Annotated in this window: 16 protein-coding genes; all 16 read right to left on the bottom strand. The window is 39.7% G+C overall.

Going from position 1 to position 14,902, the window contains the following annotated elements:
- Window positions 1-4: 4 nt before the first annotated feature.
- Window positions 5-430: a galactose-6-phosphate isomerase subunit LacA gene (lacA, locus tag DXN33_RS03045; protein ID WP_000029277.1), complete on the bottom strand. Its 426-nt coding sequence runs from the start codon at window positions 428-430 to the stop codon at window positions 5-7.
- Window positions 431-820: 390 nt separating this feature from the next.
- The gene (locus DXN33_RS03040) at window positions 821-1,717 is read right to left on the bottom strand and encodes an aldose 1-epimerase family protein (protein ID WP_115904290.1); all 897 of its coding nucleotides are present in this window, start codon (window positions 1,715-1,717) and stop codon (window positions 821-823) included.
- 98 nt (window positions 1,718-1,815) lie between these two features.
- Complete coding sequence (locus tag DXN33_RS03035; protein ID WP_042751083.1) at window positions 1,816-3,291, bottom strand: PTS galactitol transporter subunit IIC; 1,476 nt, start codon at window positions 3,289-3,291, stop codon at window positions 1,816-1,818.
- Between the two features lie 47 nt (window positions 3,292-3,338).
- Window positions 3,339-3,644 (bottom strand): PTS sugar transporter subunit IIB, encoded by a 306-nt coding sequence (locus DXN33_RS03030; protein ID WP_000590547.1) that lies wholly within the window; start codon window positions 3,642-3,644, stop codon window positions 3,339-3,341.
- 38 nt (window positions 3,645-3,682) lie between these two features.
- On the bottom strand, window positions 3,683-4,159 hold the full coding sequence (locus tag DXN33_RS03025) for a PTS sugar transporter subunit IIA (protein ID WP_004260657.1): 477 nt from the start codon (window positions 4,157-4,159) through the stop codon (window positions 3,683-3,685).
- Window positions 4,160-4,367: 208 nt separating this feature from the next.
- Window positions 4,368-4,979 (bottom strand): hypothetical protein, encoded by a 612-nt coding sequence (locus tag DXN33_RS03020; RefSeq protein ID WP_115904289.1) that lies wholly within the window; start codon window positions 4,977-4,979, stop codon window positions 4,368-4,370.
- 184 nt (window positions 4,980-5,163) lie between these two features.
- Window positions 5,164-5,859, bottom strand: coding sequence for a hypothetical protein (locus tag DXN33_RS03015; RefSeq protein WP_142745829.1), 696 nt, complete (start codon window positions 5,857-5,859; stop codon window positions 5,164-5,166).
- 246 nt (window positions 5,860-6,105) lie between these two features.
- Window positions 6,106-7,929, bottom strand: a complete 1,824-nt coding sequence (gene lepA / locus DXN33_RS03010; protein WP_001047207.1) for a translation elongation factor 4 — start codon at window positions 7,927-7,929, stop codon at window positions 6,106-6,108.
- Between the two features lie 78 nt (window positions 7,930-8,007).
- Window positions 8,008-8,736: a metallophosphoesterase family protein gene (locus tag DXN33_RS03005; RefSeq protein WP_061590461.1), complete on the bottom strand. Its 729-nt coding sequence runs from the start codon at window positions 8,734-8,736 to the stop codon at window positions 8,008-8,010.
- 1 nt (window position 8,737) lies between these two features.
- Entirely contained in the window at window positions 8,738-10,405 is a 1,668-nt protein-coding gene (gene recN / locus DXN33_RS03000; protein ID WP_115904287.1) for a DNA repair protein RecN, read from the bottom strand.
- A 6-nt stretch (window positions 10,406-10,411) separates the two neighbouring features.
- Complete coding sequence (locus DXN33_RS02995; protein ID WP_001034401.1) at window positions 10,412-10,843, bottom strand: arginine repressor; 432 nt, start codon at window positions 10,841-10,843, stop codon at window positions 10,412-10,414.
- Window positions 10,836-11,651 carry a TlyA family RNA methyltransferase gene (locus DXN33_RS02990; RefSeq protein WP_061864166.1) on the bottom strand — a complete coding sequence of 272 codons (816 nt, stop codon included), beginning with the start codon at window positions 11,649-11,651 and terminating at the stop codon, window positions 10,836-10,838. The genes DXN33_RS02995 and DXN33_RS02990 overlap by 8 nt, the downstream gene beginning before the upstream one ends.
- The gene (locus DXN33_RS02985) at window positions 11,644-12,519 is read right to left on the bottom strand and encodes a polyprenyl synthetase family protein (protein WP_070842616.1); all 876 of its coding nucleotides are present in this window, start codon (window positions 12,517-12,519) and stop codon (window positions 11,644-11,646) included. The genes DXN33_RS02990 and DXN33_RS02985 overlap by 8 nt, the downstream gene beginning before the upstream one ends.
- Complete coding sequence (locus DXN33_RS02980) at window positions 12,516-12,728, bottom strand: exodeoxyribonuclease VII small subunit (RefSeq protein ID WP_000043226.1); 213 nt, start codon at window positions 12,726-12,728, stop codon at window positions 12,516-12,518. Before DXN33_RS02980 ends, DXN33_RS02985 begins: the two co-directional genes overlap by 4 nt.
- Window positions 12,706-14,046, bottom strand: coding sequence for an exodeoxyribonuclease VII large subunit (xseA, locus tag DXN33_RS02975; protein ID WP_115904286.1), 1,341 nt, complete (start codon window positions 14,044-14,046; stop codon window positions 12,706-12,708). Before xseA ends, DXN33_RS02980 begins: the two co-directional genes overlap by 23 nt.
- A 127-nt stretch (window positions 14,047-14,173) precedes the next feature.
- Window positions 14,174-14,812 carry a uridine kinase gene (gene udk / locus DXN33_RS02970; RefSeq protein ID WP_001181376.1) on the bottom strand — a complete coding sequence of 213 codons (639 nt, stop codon included), beginning with the start codon at window positions 14,810-14,812 and terminating at the stop codon, window positions 14,174-14,176.
- Window positions 14,813-14,902 lie beyond the last annotated feature (90 nt).

Here is a 14,902-nt window from a genome sequence, read left to right as displayed (position 1 = left end):
CTAATTAGCACATTTTGTTCAACATATCGACACGAATTTGGTGACGTCCACCATCGTATTTACCGTTAACAAATCCTTTAGCGATGTTTTTAGCCAATTCATCACCAACAAGTTGTGCACCCATAGTGATCATACGTGAGTTGTTGTGGCCACGAGTCATATAAGCTGAACGTTCGTCAGATACTTCTGCAGCAACCATTCCTTTGATCTTAGTTGCGACCATAAATGGACCAGCTCCATAAGCATCAATCACGATACCAAGGTTTTGTTCTTCTTTGTTTACTTCTGCAGCAACAGCAAGAGTCACATCAACAAAGTCTTGACCTTCAGCTGTAACATCCACAACGTGGAAGTTTTCTTTTTCCAAGAAGTCTTTCACAACTTCTTTCAATCTCAAACCTGCAGCATCTGCACCGATAACAATAGACATATTGTATACTCCTTTTTATTTTTCTAGGCTAATAAAACCTTTTATAGTTAGCAGTTTATACTCTTCGAAAATCAAATTCAAACCGCGTCAACGTCGCCTTGCCGTACTCAAGTACAGCCTACGGCTAGTTTCCTAGTTTGCTCTTTAATTTTCATTGAGTATTACCTACAAAAAGCTTTCTAGCAGTTTATTGACAAATTGGATTGAATGAGATGAATGACACCTTATTCAAGTTTAGGAAACCAGTTTCCTAGAAATAATCTCTCTTTCAAAGAGAATATAACAAGTGATTATTTGTTTGTTACAAACACCATTTGTTGTTTACAAACATAATATACTCCTATTTTCTGAAAAAGTCAACAGTTAATGTTTGTTTTTGTGTTTTTTTATCTAAAAGATTTCGATATCAAAACCAATTTGATCTACTTGACCAGGTTCTAAGAGACGAACATTCTTCTTATCTTCTAGATGATCTCCTTCTTCAAGGGATGTTGACAAGCCAGACCATGGTTCAAAGGCAATGAAAGGTCCCTTATTTAAAGTTGACCAGATGATGAGATTTGGAAACTCTGCAAAATGCACTTTCAATCCCTTATCATGTTTACGAGAACGAAGAGCAATTGTTCTAGATTGCAATTCATCTAAGGTGACTGCATCCGTGCTGAAAAGATCATAGCTGAGATCTAATTCTTTTTGACCCTCTAGCCATGGACTTCTATCTTGAAAATCCAGCATACCCGTTTCTGGGAAAGGACGTGGAACAGAGCAAGACTCTTCTTTCTCAAACTCTAAATAGTAATCTTCATAGACTTCATCATCAAGTAGAGGACAATTAAAGCCTGGATGTCCACCAATAAAGTAAGGCAGGACCTTGCTAGTTTCTTTATTAAAAATTTTGTATTGAGTTCGTACTATCTTTCCAGTAAGGATGTAAGTGATTTCTAGGCGGAAATGATAAGGATAATTTTGATAGCTATTCTCATCGTCTTCAATTGCAAAAGTTACACTCTTGTCTGTCTGTTCAACTAATTCAAATTCTTTCTTACGAACCAAACCATGACGAGGAATGTTTCCTTTACTTTCCTGCCCCTTCTCATCTATATAGACGGCTGTATCCTCTCTCAATGAACCACAAATGGGAAAGAGAACAGGAGCTTGTCCACTCCAATAAGTAGCATCCCCTTGCCACAAATACTCAAGTCCCTCAGCATCTTTTATAGAAGAAAGAGCCCCACCAAAACTGTTAAATTGAACTCTTAATTGTTCTGATTTTAATTCAATTACCATTATTTTCTCCGATTTCTTGATAGTTTATAAAAAACTAGGCTGTCACTCCTAATGGTATGACAACCTAGTTTCAACAATTTACATTTTATAGGAGCGCATTATTTTGCTTTTGCTGCGTACTCTTCGTTACGTTTGATCATTTGTTTTCTGTACCATGCAAAGATACCGATATAGAATACAAGGAAGGCTACAGCACCAAGGATTGCTTTGATATCACCAGTTGTAGTGTTACCAATTGTCCAACCAAGAAGTTTTTCGATTGGTCCTTCAAGAGTTGAGTGAGTGATCAATTGAGTTTGGCTCACACCTTCTGGGAAGGCACCTACACCTTTAGCAAGTTCTGTTGCAAATGGCGCGATAAGTGTACCTGAAAGAAGGAAGAGTGGCAACAAGAGTGTTCCGAAGATAATCATACGGAGCAATTTACCACGTGTTACAACCAAGAGAGCTGGAGTAACACCCATAGCGATGATACCTGCAAGTGGCAAGATACCATTTCCGACGTTTGAAAGAAGCACAGCTTCAATCAACATAATTGGTGCAAGTACGTTTGCACAAGCCCAGATTTCAGCACGACCAGCGATGAATGGCCAGTCTAGACCGATGTTAAACTTACGTCCTTCCAAACGTTTAGTAGCAACGTTTGTAATACCTTGTGAAAGTGGTTCTACGGCAGCAATGAACCATGAACCGATAAGTGAGAAGAGTTCCAAAGCTACACCGGCTGTCAAACCAAGAGACAACCAACCTTTGATAACTTCTTGCCAGTTTGCTGCATCTTTAAGTCCTTCAACCGGATGTGGAGTACCCATCAAACCGATTACGATACCAAGAATGAAACCGATGAAGAATTTAGATCCCCAGAAACCGATTTTCTTGTTCAATTTTGCAGCATCAAAGTCATATTTATCAAGACCTGGGAAGAATTTTTCAAAAATCTTATCCAAAACCATGATAACTGGGTTCATCATGTAGTTCATGTGAGTTGAAGTCATTGGTGATGAACTTGGTGCATTAAGAAGATCGTCAAATGTTGGTTTCATCAAGTCAGAGTTGATGATTTTAAGAACCCCAACAAGAACAACTGCTGCAGTCGCGATGAAGAGTGAAACTCCTTGGCTAACTCCATTGTTGTCTGCATACCATTTAATCAAAAGACCTGTGATAGACAAGTGCCAGATATCGAAGATATCAACGTCAAGTGTGTCAGTTTTCTTCATAGCAAGCATCACTACGTTGACAATCAACATGATGAGCAAGAAGTAAAGTGTCCAAGCAGATCCCCAAGTGATTGTAGCAAGTGGTGCCCAACCAACGTCGGTGATGTTCAATTGAATACCAGTGTTTTCAACGAATTTTGCAAGTGATGCTGAGAAAGCACCATTTAACATACCGATGATGGCACCGATACCTGTAAGAGCGATGGCAAGTTTGATACCACCTTCAAGCGCTTTGGAGAATTTCACTCCAAAAAGTAGAGCCAATACTGTCAAAATGATCAGCATGATGATTGGTCCACCCATATCCAAGATAGGTTTGAACAGCTTATTGGCTAGTTCGATAATGACATCCATAATAGTTCCTCCCTTTTTATAGTTATATGAATGTTAACAAATTAAAATTAGCTTAATCCGTGTTCTTTGATAGCTGCTTCAATATTGTCAAATACTGGAGCACTCATTGCTGGGATACGGAATAAGATTGGTCCAGCTTCGATAACTGGAATACCTGGGTCAAAACCAAGATCTGTCGCAGCAATTGGTGTGAAGATGTCATAACCTTTGATAAGGTCTTCATTAACGTCTTTGACCATTACCGCATCACAGTGAACATCGAAACCGCGGTTTGAAAGTTCTTCTTCAAGAGCACTTTTAATTTGGTGGCTTGAGTTAACACCTGCACCGCAGGCAGCAAGAATTTTAATCATATGGATTTCCTCCGATTTAATATTTTTAATAGACAAGATTAAGCAATTGCTTCGGCAATATAAGCATATATAGCTTCTGGTTCAGAAATTTTTGATAGGTCTTCAAGATGACCATTTCCAGTAAAGAAGTCCATCAACTGAGCAAGAATGTTCGTTTGGCTTGAACTTGAGTTATTAATGATAAAGAAGAGTAAGGATACTTCTACTTCCTTATCTGGCGCAATCATATTGTGGAAAGTCACTGGTTTTTCTAATCGAACTACCACAACTTTTTCGGCAAGATTATGAACAATATCTGTGTGAGGAATAGCCACATTCGGCAAATCCTTACCCAAAAATTCCATATCTAAGCCAGTTGGAAATGACTTTTCACGCGTGATCAGGGCTTCACGATAGGTCGGAGTCACGATTTCACGTTCTTCCAATAAAGTTGCGACCTGATCAAAGAGATGTTCTTGATTATCCGCTTCTAAGCAAAACACAAGGTTTTTGTCAAAGAAATGATCTAATCCCATAAGGTTTTCCCTTCTTTCCATTAACTTTATGCTATAAGTATAACACTATATGAAATCGTTGTCAATATTTTTTGTTGTTTTTTGTCCTTTTTTTGATTGTTTTGTTTATTTTTTATCTTTATAACCAAAACAAACATTTAAAACAAACATTTAAATCGGTTTTTAATGACTTAAACAAAAAAACAGGATACCAATCCTGCTTTAATAATTATTTTTGAATTGTCCAACTCTCTTCAATCATGGGAAGTAGATTTTTTAATGTTTCTGGAGTCCCTTCTAAAGCAACATATCTGAACTTACCATCACTAGATTTAAAAATCCATGTAATGATGTATTTTCCAGACTTAGAAATTGCGTTAACTACATAGGCTTCATAACCTCCAATAGTTGACTTAGAACCCCAAACTTTAGTGAATTCTGGATTACTTTCTTTTGAAGTAAAAATACTATCAGAAATACGAACTGTTTCAAGTTTTTGAAATTCATTATCAGAAATACCAAATTGTTCTGCTTTAAAAGTATTCAAGGTGACAATATTGACATCCGTACCGTCTGAATATTGAATATCATTGCCTCCCTGTACTTCATTGAACTTAATCCAAGACTTTGGTACTTTAACGAACCCATACTCATCAGAACCAATAACCTGTGTTTCTTCAGTCTTCTTATCAGAACTTGTAGTCGTCGGGGTAGACCCTTCCTGGCTACTTGAAGAACTAGTAATCACATTCGTGCTAGATTCTGTTTGACTCTTATTTGAACATGCCACTAACGTGACACTTGTAAGCAAAATAGATACTAAAAGTAAAATTTTTTTCATAATAACCTCCATATGTTACTCTACCATAAATGGAGTTAATTTACAATTTTTAATAAAAACAAATAAAATATAAGAATTTTTTCCAATTTTAGTTCAAACATTGGATTTGATAATATAGAATATACTCTTGATTATGAAAACTGACTAAGTCGTATCGAGTATCTATTTATCCAATTATTGAATTCTATAATAACATTGAATCACTTTCCGAATATCCTTTTTCAACAAATATTTTAATATTCATTGTATTTGCTTGACTCAATCGTATATTCTTACTAAAAGTTAATAAATATAAATATATTGTCGTAAAAAACATAACAATTAAATTACCATATACATAAATATAAATAAGTAAAGAACTGGCAATAACCACATTTATAATTAGGAGAAGCCAATTTTTAAATTTAAAATTACTAAACTTTTCAACTACATGGTAATGACGAGAATTTTCTAATATAAAAATTTTATTAATCATCAATTTTTGCTTATAAGAATAGCCCAAGCGAAATAATACTGATAATATAACAGGTAATGCAGAAAAGATAAAATACGTAAATCTATGAGATAAAACAAGATTAAATTTATTAAAGCCAATAAATTCTATTAAAAGAATGAAAAAAATCACTATCATTATCGGTAGCATGAAAAATCTACCTAATTTTATATTTTTTGTTATATCTTCTCGCTTATCCTCAGATTGCTTTTTTATCTTATAAAATAAATCAAAATCAATCTTATAAATTTTATAAAAATAACCAAAACAAGTCGTAGATTCACAATCCAGTAACCCGTAACCATTATTTATTTCAATTAATAAATATCGAGTAAAACCATATAACTTTTCAGTTTTAATTTGTTTTTCTTCTAATACTTTCATCATAAGTTAAAGGAATCGCCCCTTCTTTACTAACAATTATAGATCCAAGCGGTAAAATAGAATCATTATTCTAATTCATTTTCTGCCCCAGTTCTTTATAAATTTTATTTAAAATTTTCCTAGTCATAATAACTTTTAGTATTCCATATAACCTCCGTATTTTACTCTACCATAAATGGAGTTAAGTTACAATTTTTAACTAAAAATATAAAACTCTTGAATGTATTTCAAGAGTTTTATATAGAATCATTATTCTTCATCCATACTCAAGACGCTAAGGAAGGCTTCTTGCGGAACTTCTACTGATCCGATGGCTTTCATACGTTTTTTACCAGCTTTTTGTTTTTCAAGCAGTTTACGCTTACGAGAAACGTCACCACCATAACATTTAGCAAGTACGTTCTTACGAAGGGCCTTGATATCAGTACGAGCGACAATCTTGTGTCCAATAGCTGCTTGGATTGGTACTTCAAATTGTTGACGAGGGATGATTTTCTTGAGCTTATCAACGATGAGTTTTCCTCGTTCGTAGGCAAAATCCTTGTGAACGATAAAGCTGAGGGCATCCACCTTGTCTCCATTGAGAAGAATATCCATTTTGACCAGCTTAGATGGGCGATATTCTGACAATTCGTAGTCAAAGCTTGCATAACCACGTGTCGAAGACTTAAGTTTATCAAAGAAGTCAAAGACAATTTCAGCAAGAGGAATTTGATAGATAACATTAACCCGATTATCATCAATATAGTCCATAGTCACAAAGTCCCCACGCTTGCGCTGAGCTAGCTCCATCACTGCTCCGACAAACTCCTGTGGTACCATGATTTGCGCCTTGACATAAGGCTCTTCAATGGTCGCAATCTTAGTTGGGTCTGGAAACTCAGATGGGTTCGACACATCCATAGACTCACCGTCGGTCAAATTAACTTTGTAAATAACAGACGGAGCTGTCATGATGAGGTCGATGTTAAACTCACGTTCCAAACGTTCTTGGATAACATCCATATGGAGAAGTCCAAGAAAGCCACAACGGAAACCAAATCCAAGTGCCTGTGATGTTTCTGGTTCAAATTGGAGACTAGCATCATTCAGTTGCAATTTTTCAAGGGCTTCACGAAGATCATTGTACTTGTTTGACTCAATTGGGTAGAGACCCGCAAAGACCATAGGATTCATCTGCTTGTAGCCATGTAATGGCTCTGCTGCAGGATTAGTTGCCAAGGTAACTGTATCACCCACACGAGTGTCCTGAACCGTCTTGATAGAAGCCGCAATGTAACCAACGTCCCCAGTCGCAAGAAAATCACGACCAACTGCTTTGGGTGTAAAAATACCGACTTCGGTCACATCAAAGGTCTTGCCATTACTCATGAGCTGAATCTTATCACCAGGTTTAACCACCCCGTCCATGACACGCACTTGGAGAATAACCCCACGGTAGGCATCGTAAACAGAGTCGAAAATCAAGGCCTTAAGTGGCGCCGTCACATCACCTGTTGGTGCTGGTACTTTTTCTACGATTTGCTCGAGGATTTCTTCAATCCCAATACCAGCCTTGGCAGAAGCCAAAACTGCTTCACTGGCATCCAAACCAATCACATCTTCAATCTCTGTACGCACGCGCTCTGGATCTGCAGCCGGTAGGTCAATTTTGTTAATGACTGGCATGATTTCCAAATCATTGTCCAAGGCCAGATAAACATTGGCAAGGGTTTGAGCCTCAATCCCTTGAGCAGCATCGACCACCAAAATCGCTCCCTCACAGGCAGCGAGCGAACGTGAAACTTCATAGGTGAAGTCTACGTGCCCCGGCGTGTCAATCAAGTGGAAAATATAAGTTTCCCCATCTTTTGCAGTATAATTCAGCTCAATGGCATTCAACTTAATAGTAATCCCACGTTCTCGCTCTAGATCCATACTGTCCAAAAGTTGAGCTTGCATTTCACGACTGGATACTGTCTCTGTCTTTTCCAAAATGCGGTCTGCTAGAGTTGATTTCCCGTGGTCAATATGGGCGATAATAGAGAAGTTACGGATCTTCTCCTGTCGTTTTTTCAATTCTTCTAAGTTCATGATTCTCTTCCTTTCAGGGTATCTATTTATTATAAATTGTTTTTGACATTTTGACAAGACCATACCCTGCCAGGAGTACTAATCTTCAGCAACAAAGCCGTCATTTTCGATAAAGTGGTGTTCTGTCATTCCTTGGTCTGTAAAGACAATCCCATGAAGGACACCACCATAAACAGCTCCTCCGTCCATCCCAATCTTGCCATCTTCTGTAGTCCAAAGATCAGCTGTACCACGCTCTTGCTTTAACAAACCATATACCGGTGTATGGCCAAAGACAATGATTTTTCCAGTATGATTTTCTGCTTCGTGGAATGGTTTTCTAAGCCAAACTTTTTTATAATCTGTAGTTTCATGCCAGTCGTCTAAGGTCAAATCAATACCTGCGTGAACAAAGATATACTTGTCTGTCTCTACCACAAACGGCATTTGACGAATAAATTCGACCAAGTCTGCTGCTTCAGTAGCAACACGCTTGGCATCTTCTACTCCATCAACCGGTGCATCCAAGGGTCGACCTAGGATAGAGTTAATGGTTGTATCTCCACCATTGCGACGATAGTGGTCATAGCTTTCTTCTGGGTTATCGAGCCAAGTCAAAAACATATACTCGTGGTTTCCTGATAGACAGATAGCCCCTTGATTGTCCACTAAGTCCTTAACCATTTCTAGAACACGGCGACTATCTTCACCACGGTCAATCAAGTCCCCTAGAAAGAGCAACTGGGTCTGGCCGTCCCATGTTTTGAGAAGGTCTTCCAGCATCCCAGCTTTTCCATGAACATCTCCAATTACATAATAGTCTGTCATCTTATTTCTCCCTGTTTCTCAACAATTCTCTGGCTTGCGTCAGGGCTGCTTCCGTCACATCATCACCAGCCAACATCTTAGCAACTTCTTCCACTCGCTCTTCAACCGACAAGAGACGAACAGTCGAAACCGTTGAATGCTCATTGCTAATCTTCTCAATAAAGAATTGATAATCCGCAATCGCAATCACTTGAGGAAGATGGGAAATTGCAAGAACCTGACCATGCTGGCCAATCTTGTGAATCTTCTGCGCAATAGCTTGGGCTACGCGACCTGAAACTCCCGTATCCACCTCGTCAAAAACAATGCTGGTCTTGCCTTCTTTACGAGAAAAGGCAGACTTAATAGCTAGCATGAGACGAGATAATTCCCCACCAGATGCAACCTTGACCAAGGGTTTAAAGTCTTCACCAGGGTTGGTTGAAATATAAAACTCAACCATTTCATTTCCCTCACGACTGAATTTGCCCTTGCTAAAACGAACCTGAAACTGGGCTTTTTCCATATAAAGATCTTGCAGTTCTTGTTTAATCTCAGCTTCAAGCTGCTGGGCCAAGTCATGACGAGCCAATGCAAGCTGACCTGCCAAATCGACAAGATTAACTTCCAATTTCTTGAGCTCTACTTCTATGTCCTCAGATGAAAGGTTATTTCCTGTCAAGAGATTGTATTCTTCCGTAATCTTGGCAAAATAAAGCAAGACATCATCTACAGTCCCACCATACTTACGGGTAATGGTATGAAGGAGATCCAAACGATTCTCAACCTGCATGAGACGATTGCCGTCAAAATCAAGGTCCTCAATAATAGCTTCCAAACGCTTGCTTATATCTTCTAAGACATAGTAAGTCTCAGACAAAGAGCTTGAAATTTCACGGTATTCAGGGTCATACTCTTCGACACTTTCCATGTCATTCATGGCTGAACGAACATTGGCCAGACTTGAAAAATCTTCATTGTCCAACATGCTGTAAGCATTGGTCAGTGTATCCGCAATATTTTTATGGTTGAGCAGTTTATCACGCTCTTGATTGAGAGCCAGGTCTTCTCCAGCCTGCAAGTTTGCTGCCTCAATCTCTGCCATTTGAAATTCCAACATTTCAATACGTGCCTTGTGTTCCTGTTGGTTTTTCTTGACTTCCAGAACCTGCTTGCGCATTTTTCGATAGGCATCAAAACTCGTTTGATAGGTTTCTTTCAAGGCCCAAAAGCCTGTATCACCAAATTCATCCAACATCTGGATATGAAGTTGAGGACGCATTAACTCTTCTTGGTCATGCTGACCATGAATATCTACCAGATGTTGCCCAATAGCACGCAAAACAGACAGATTGACCATCTGGCCATTCACACGACTGATACTCCGACCATTTTGCAAGATTTCTCGACGAATGATAATCTCATCACCCATTTCCAAACCTTGCTCATCAAAAATGTCCTGTAAAAGGCGACTATTCTCAACTGAGAAAAGCCCCTCAATCTCTGCCTTTGGCGCACCATAACGAATAACATCTGTCGTCGCACGAGCTCCCAACATCATATTCATGGCATCAATGATAATCGACTTCCCTGCACCCGTTTCACCAGTCAGGACAGTCATTCCCTTTTCAAAATTGAGGGAAATGGCCTCAATAATGGCAAAGTTTTTTATCGAAATTTCAAGTAACATATAGACCTACCAATTTTTTACTTGTTCAAAGATTTCCTCAGCTAGACTTTCACTTCTGGCAATGACTAAAATCGAGCTATCATCAGCTAAACAGCTAAAAATCTTGTCCGCAAAAGTCTCGGTTAACTGAGCTTTTACAAAAGCCGTATTTCCTGGGATAACTTGGAGATTAATCATCTTATCCATCAATTCTGCCGATTCGATATTGTCTTCAGCTAGTTGCAAACTTTTCACGATTGATTTTGGCAATTCATAGACATAGGTATTATCTCTCAAAGGAATTTTGACAATACCTAGTTCTTTGATATCTCGTGATACCGTCGCTTGAGTGGCAGTGATACCTGCTTCTTTCAAATGTTCTACGATTTCTTCTTGTGTACCGATTTGATAATCTGTCACAAATCGTCTAATTTTTTCAAGTCTCTCTTTTTTATTCATTTTTAAATTGACTATGCGCCCTCTCTACTACTTCTTCAATCTCAGCAAGAACCTGATTGCTTGCTGACTCTTCTTTTTTCAAATACGCTAAAAACTCAATATTTCCATGTCCACCTTGGATGGGAGAAAAGTCCAATCCAAGGACTGAAAAGCCTTCCTCTACTGCCATAGCTGTGACAGATTCAAGGACATTCTGATGGACCTTGGCATCGCGAATAATTCCATTTTTCCCAATCTGCTCACGCCCTGCCTCAAACTGGGGCTTAACCAGAGCCACAACCTGACCTTGATTTGCCAAGACTCGGTGCAAGGCCGGCAAAATCAGACTGAGAGAAATGAAACTCACATCAATACTGGCAAAGCTAGGTTCCTGCTCGAAATCAGTCTTTTCAGCGTAGCGGAAATTGAACTGCTCCATACTGACTACTCTTGGGTCTTGGCGTAATTTCCAAGCCAACTGATTGGTACCGACATCGACTGCAAAGACCAATTCAGCACCATTTTGCAACATGACATCGGTAAAACCTCCAGTAGAAGCCCCGATATCAATTGTTGTAGCTCCTTCTACTGACAAATCAAAGACCTGCAAGGCCTTTTCTAATTTCAAGCCACCACGGCTGACATACTTGAGTTTTTCACCTTTGAGTTTCAGCTCAGTGTCATCGGGAATTTTCTCTCCTGGCTTGTCAAACCGTTCTCCATTAAGTACTGCTACGACTAGGCCAGCCATAACACCACGCTTGGCCTGCTCTCTCGTTTCAAACAAGCCCTGTTTATAAGCTAGTACATCCACTCTTTCCTTAGCCATTGATTCTCAAACTTTCTACTACTTTCACAATCGATTCTATTTCAAAGGGAACCTGCTGGGTAATTTCTTCTAATTTTGCATTAGCCTGATCCAAAGTCTGGTTACAAAAGGCAATAGCCTCTTCCAAGCCCAACAAGGCTGGATAGGTTGATTTTTCAGCCTGTAGGTCCTTTTGAGGAGTCTTGCCGATTTCCTCAAAACTAGCGGTCACATCCAGTACATCGTCTCGAACTTGAAAAGCAAGTCCGATTAATTCCCCAACAGTTTTCAGCTTCACCTGTATTTCAGGTGCCAATTCGGCTATAATAGCAGCTGCTTGGAAGGGATAAGCTAGTAATTTTCCAGTCTTATTAGCATGAATAGTCTGGAGTTCTTCCAAAGACAAATGCTGGTGTTCACCCTCCATGTCCAAAACCTGCCCTGCCACCATGCCCAGACTTCCTGAAGCTAGGGATAAGTTAGCAATCAAGTCCACCTTGATCTGACTTGGCAAATCTGCCTGCGCTATCAAGGCATAAGGATCTAGGAATAAAGCATCTCCAGCCAAAATGGCCATAGCTTCACCGAATTTCTTGTGATTGGTCAAGCGTCCCCGACGGTAATCATCATCATCCATGGCAGGAAGATCATCGTGAATCAAGCTCCCTGTATGAATCATTTCCAAGGCCGCAGCCACCTGTGCGTGAGCAGGTTTAATAGCGACCTGCAAGGCTTCCAGAACTTCTAACAAAAGAAAAGGTCGAATACGCTTGCCACCAGCATGAATGGAATAGAGAACAGACTCTCGCAAACTAGAGGCAAACTGCTGGTCTCCATAAAAGTCTTCCAAAGCCGACTCGACAAGAGCTAATTTTTCTTGCTTCTTCATTCAAAATCACTTTCTGTTCCATCTTCTTGCATGACCTTAACTAAGGTCTTTTCAGCCTTGTCCAGCGTCGCTTGGAGTTCTTTTGACAAGACCATACCCTTTTGAAAGGCAGCAATCGCATCTTCCAGAGCAATTTCACCATTTTCCAAACTTTGGACAATGGTCTCCAGTTCTGCTAGATTTTCCTCAAATTTCTTTTGTTTTGACATCTTTAACCTCTAATTCTACTTGACCATCTCGCATCAACAGCGTCACTTGGTCTGTTTTCTTTAAATTCTCAACTGAATCAACTACGGAATCTTCTTTTTTGACAATAGCATAACCACGTGCCACGATTCGACTGGTATCCAACATCAGCAAGGCTTCCGAAAGTCGTTTCACCTCAGCAACCTTGGCATCATAAACCAGCGCCATTTGGCTACGGAGGAACTTGTCTAACTGACCTAGATGGTCTTGATAGCGTTGGATTTTGGTAACGGGTGATAATTGTACCAGTCGATGCGTCCTTGCTTGGACCAATTGCTTGTTATCAGAAATCCGTGTTCGCAAACTTTGTTTCAAACGCAATTGCAGTTGATCCAAGCGTTGCAAATAGCCATCATACAAGCGCTCTGGCTGTCTAAAGATAACAGACTGACTGCATTTTTTCAAAGCTTCTTGTTTCTTAGATAGGACATTTCGGACTGCCGTTGCCATCCGTTTTTCCTGATTTTGCAAATGAGCTAATAAATCCAACTTGGTCACAGGTGTTGCTAGTTCAGCTGCCGCTGTCGGCGTCGCAGCTCGTCTATCTGCCACAAAATCTGCCAAGGTCACATCTGTCTCATGTCCCACACTAGAAATGATTGGCAAACGAGATTCAAAAATAGCTCGTACCACAATTTCTTCGTTAAAGGCCCAGAGATCCTCTATGGAACCACCACCACGACCAATAATCAGCAAGTCCAAATCGTCCCGTTGATTAGCACGCGCAATATTACGAGCAATTTCCTCCGCAGAACCTTCACCTTGAACCTTGGTCGGATAGAGAAGAATGTCGACACCTGGAAATCGCCTGCTGACGGTCGTGATAATATCTCGAATAACGGCTCCACTGCGACTGGTCACTACACCAATTCTCTTAGAAAATTGGGGCAGAGGTTGCTTGAAGCGTTCTTGAAACAGGCCTTCTTCTGTCAATTTTTTCTTGAGTTGCTCAAACTGAATCGCAAGCGCACCAACTCCATCAGGCTCTGCCTTTTCAATGATGATGGAGTAGCTACCACTTGGTTCATAGACCTGCACACGCCCAATCACATTGATCTTCATTCCTTCTTCCAGGTCAAAACCTAATTTCTGATAAATCCCAGACCAAATAGTCGCTTGAATAACTGCATGGTCATCTTTTAGGGAGAAATATTGGTGAGTAGGTCGTTTACGAAAGTTGGAAACTTGACCAGTTAAATAGACCCGTTCCAAGTAAGGGTCTTTATCGAATTTCATTTTCAGATACTTGGTCAAAGTTGTTACCGATAAATACTTTTCCATCTCCACCTACTATTCATTTTCTTGCTCTTTCATGGGTATTATTATACCAAAAATATGCCTAAAAATCTCCATTTATGTACCATTATGAGGGAAAAATAGAAAAAGGAGGCAAAGCCTCCACATCTGATTATTTGCTGTTTCGAGCTTCTTCCAAAATCTTTGCAATCTTGGTCGTCAACAGGTCGATAGCAACTGTATTGCTGACTCCCTCAGGAATGACGATATCGGCATAACGCTTGGTTGGCTCGATAAACTGATGGTACATGGGCTTGACCACACCTAAGTACTGGTCAATGACGCTATCAAGGCTACGGCCACGCTCTTCCATATCACGCTTGATCCGACGAATAATGCGCACATCATCATCTGTATCCACAAAAATCTTAATATCCATCAAATCGCGCAGACGCTTATCCTCCAAGACCAAAATCCCCTCAACGATAAAGACATCTTGAGGTTCTTGACGATAGGTCTTGCTACTTCGTGTATGCTCTGTATAGTCATAGGTCGGGATGTCCACCGGACGCCCTGCCAACAATTCCTTAATCTGCTCGATCATCAAGTCTGTATCAAAGGCAAAAGGATGGTCGTAGTTGGTTTTGACACGCTCTTCAAAGGTCAAATGAGACTGATCCTTGTAGTATGAATCATGCTCAATCATGGAAATCTTTTCATCAGGAAAATGCGATAAAATGGCTCTTGAAACACTGGTCTTACCTCCACCAGAACCACCTGTCACTCCGATAATGATTGGTCTATTTTGCATGCTATCCTCCGTTTTTTTATCCGTGGTCTATTCTATCACATTTTTTACAAAATTTATAGTCTGATTTGGATAGTCTAGGGGAAACAACAC

The sequence above is a fragment of the Streptococcus sp. NM genome, from assembly GCF_003390135.1.
In the GTDB taxonomy this organism is placed as follows: Bacteria; Bacillota; Bacilli; order Lactobacillales; family Streptococcaceae; genus Streptococcus.
This window is presented reverse-complemented; position numbering and strand designations above follow the sequence as displayed.

Excerpts from the sequence above, each read along its gene's own strand:
- lacA (WP_000029277.1), bottom strand. The coding sequence starts at position 430 with ATGTCTATTGTTATCGGTGCAGATGCTGCAGGTTTGAGATTGAAAGAA.
- lepA (WP_001047207.1), bottom strand. The coding sequence starts at position 7,929 with ATGAACTTAGAAGAATTGAAAAAACGACAGGAGAAGATCCGTAACTTC.
- DXN33_RS02995 (WP_001034401.1), bottom strand. The coding sequence starts at position 10,843 with ATGAATAAAAAAGAGAGACTTGAAAAAATTAGACGATTTGTGACAGAT.
- DXN33_RS03035 (WP_042751083.1), bottom strand. The coding sequence starts at position 3,291 with ATGGATGTCATTATCGAACTAGCCAATAAGCTGTTCAAACCTATCTTG.
- DXN33_RS03005 (WP_061590461.1), bottom strand. The coding sequence starts at position 8,736 with ATGACAGACTATTATGTAATTGGAGATGTTCATGGAAAAGCTGGGATG.
- DXN33_RS03015 (WP_142745829.1), bottom strand. The coding sequence starts at position 5,859 with ATGATGAAAGTATTAGAAGAAAAACAAATTAAAACTGAAAAGTTATAT.
- DXN33_RS02985 (WP_070842616.1), bottom strand. The coding sequence starts at position 12,519 with ATGAAGAAGCAAGAAAAATTAGCTCTTGTCGAGTCGGCTTTGGAAGAC.
- DXN33_RS03020 (WP_115904289.1), bottom strand. The coding sequence starts at position 4,979 with ATGAAAAAAATTTTACTTTTAGTATCTATTTTGCTTACAAGTGTCACG.
- recN (WP_115904287.1), bottom strand. The coding sequence starts at position 10,405 with ATGTTACTTGAAATTTCGATAAAAAACTTTGCCATTATTGAGGCCATT.
- DXN33_RS03025 (WP_004260657.1), bottom strand. The coding sequence starts at position 4,159 with ATGGGATTAGATCATTTCTTTGACAAAAACCTTGTGTTTTGCTTAGAA.
- DXN33_RS02990 (WP_061864166.1), bottom strand. The coding sequence starts at position 11,651 with ATGGCTAAGGAAAGAGTGGATGTACTAGCTTATAAACAGGGCTTGTTT.
- DXN33_RS03030 (WP_000590547.1), bottom strand. The coding sequence starts at position 3,644 with ATGATTAAAATTCTTGCTGCCTGCGGTGCAGGTGTTAACTCAAGCCAC.
- DXN33_RS03040 (WP_115904290.1), bottom strand. The coding sequence starts at position 1,717 with ATGGTAATTGAATTAAAATCAGAACAATTAAGAGTTCAATTTAACAGT.
- xseA (WP_115904286.1), bottom strand. The coding sequence starts at position 14,046 with ATGGAAAAGTATTTATCGGTAACAACTTTGACCAAGTATCTGAAAATG.
- DXN33_RS02980 (WP_000043226.1), bottom strand. The coding sequence starts at position 12,728 with ATGTCAAAACAAAAGAAATTTGAGGAAAATCTAGCAGAACTGGAGACC.
- udk (WP_001181376.1), bottom strand. The coding sequence starts at position 14,812 with ATGCAAAATAGACCAATCATTATCGGAGTGACAGGTGGTTCTGGTGGA.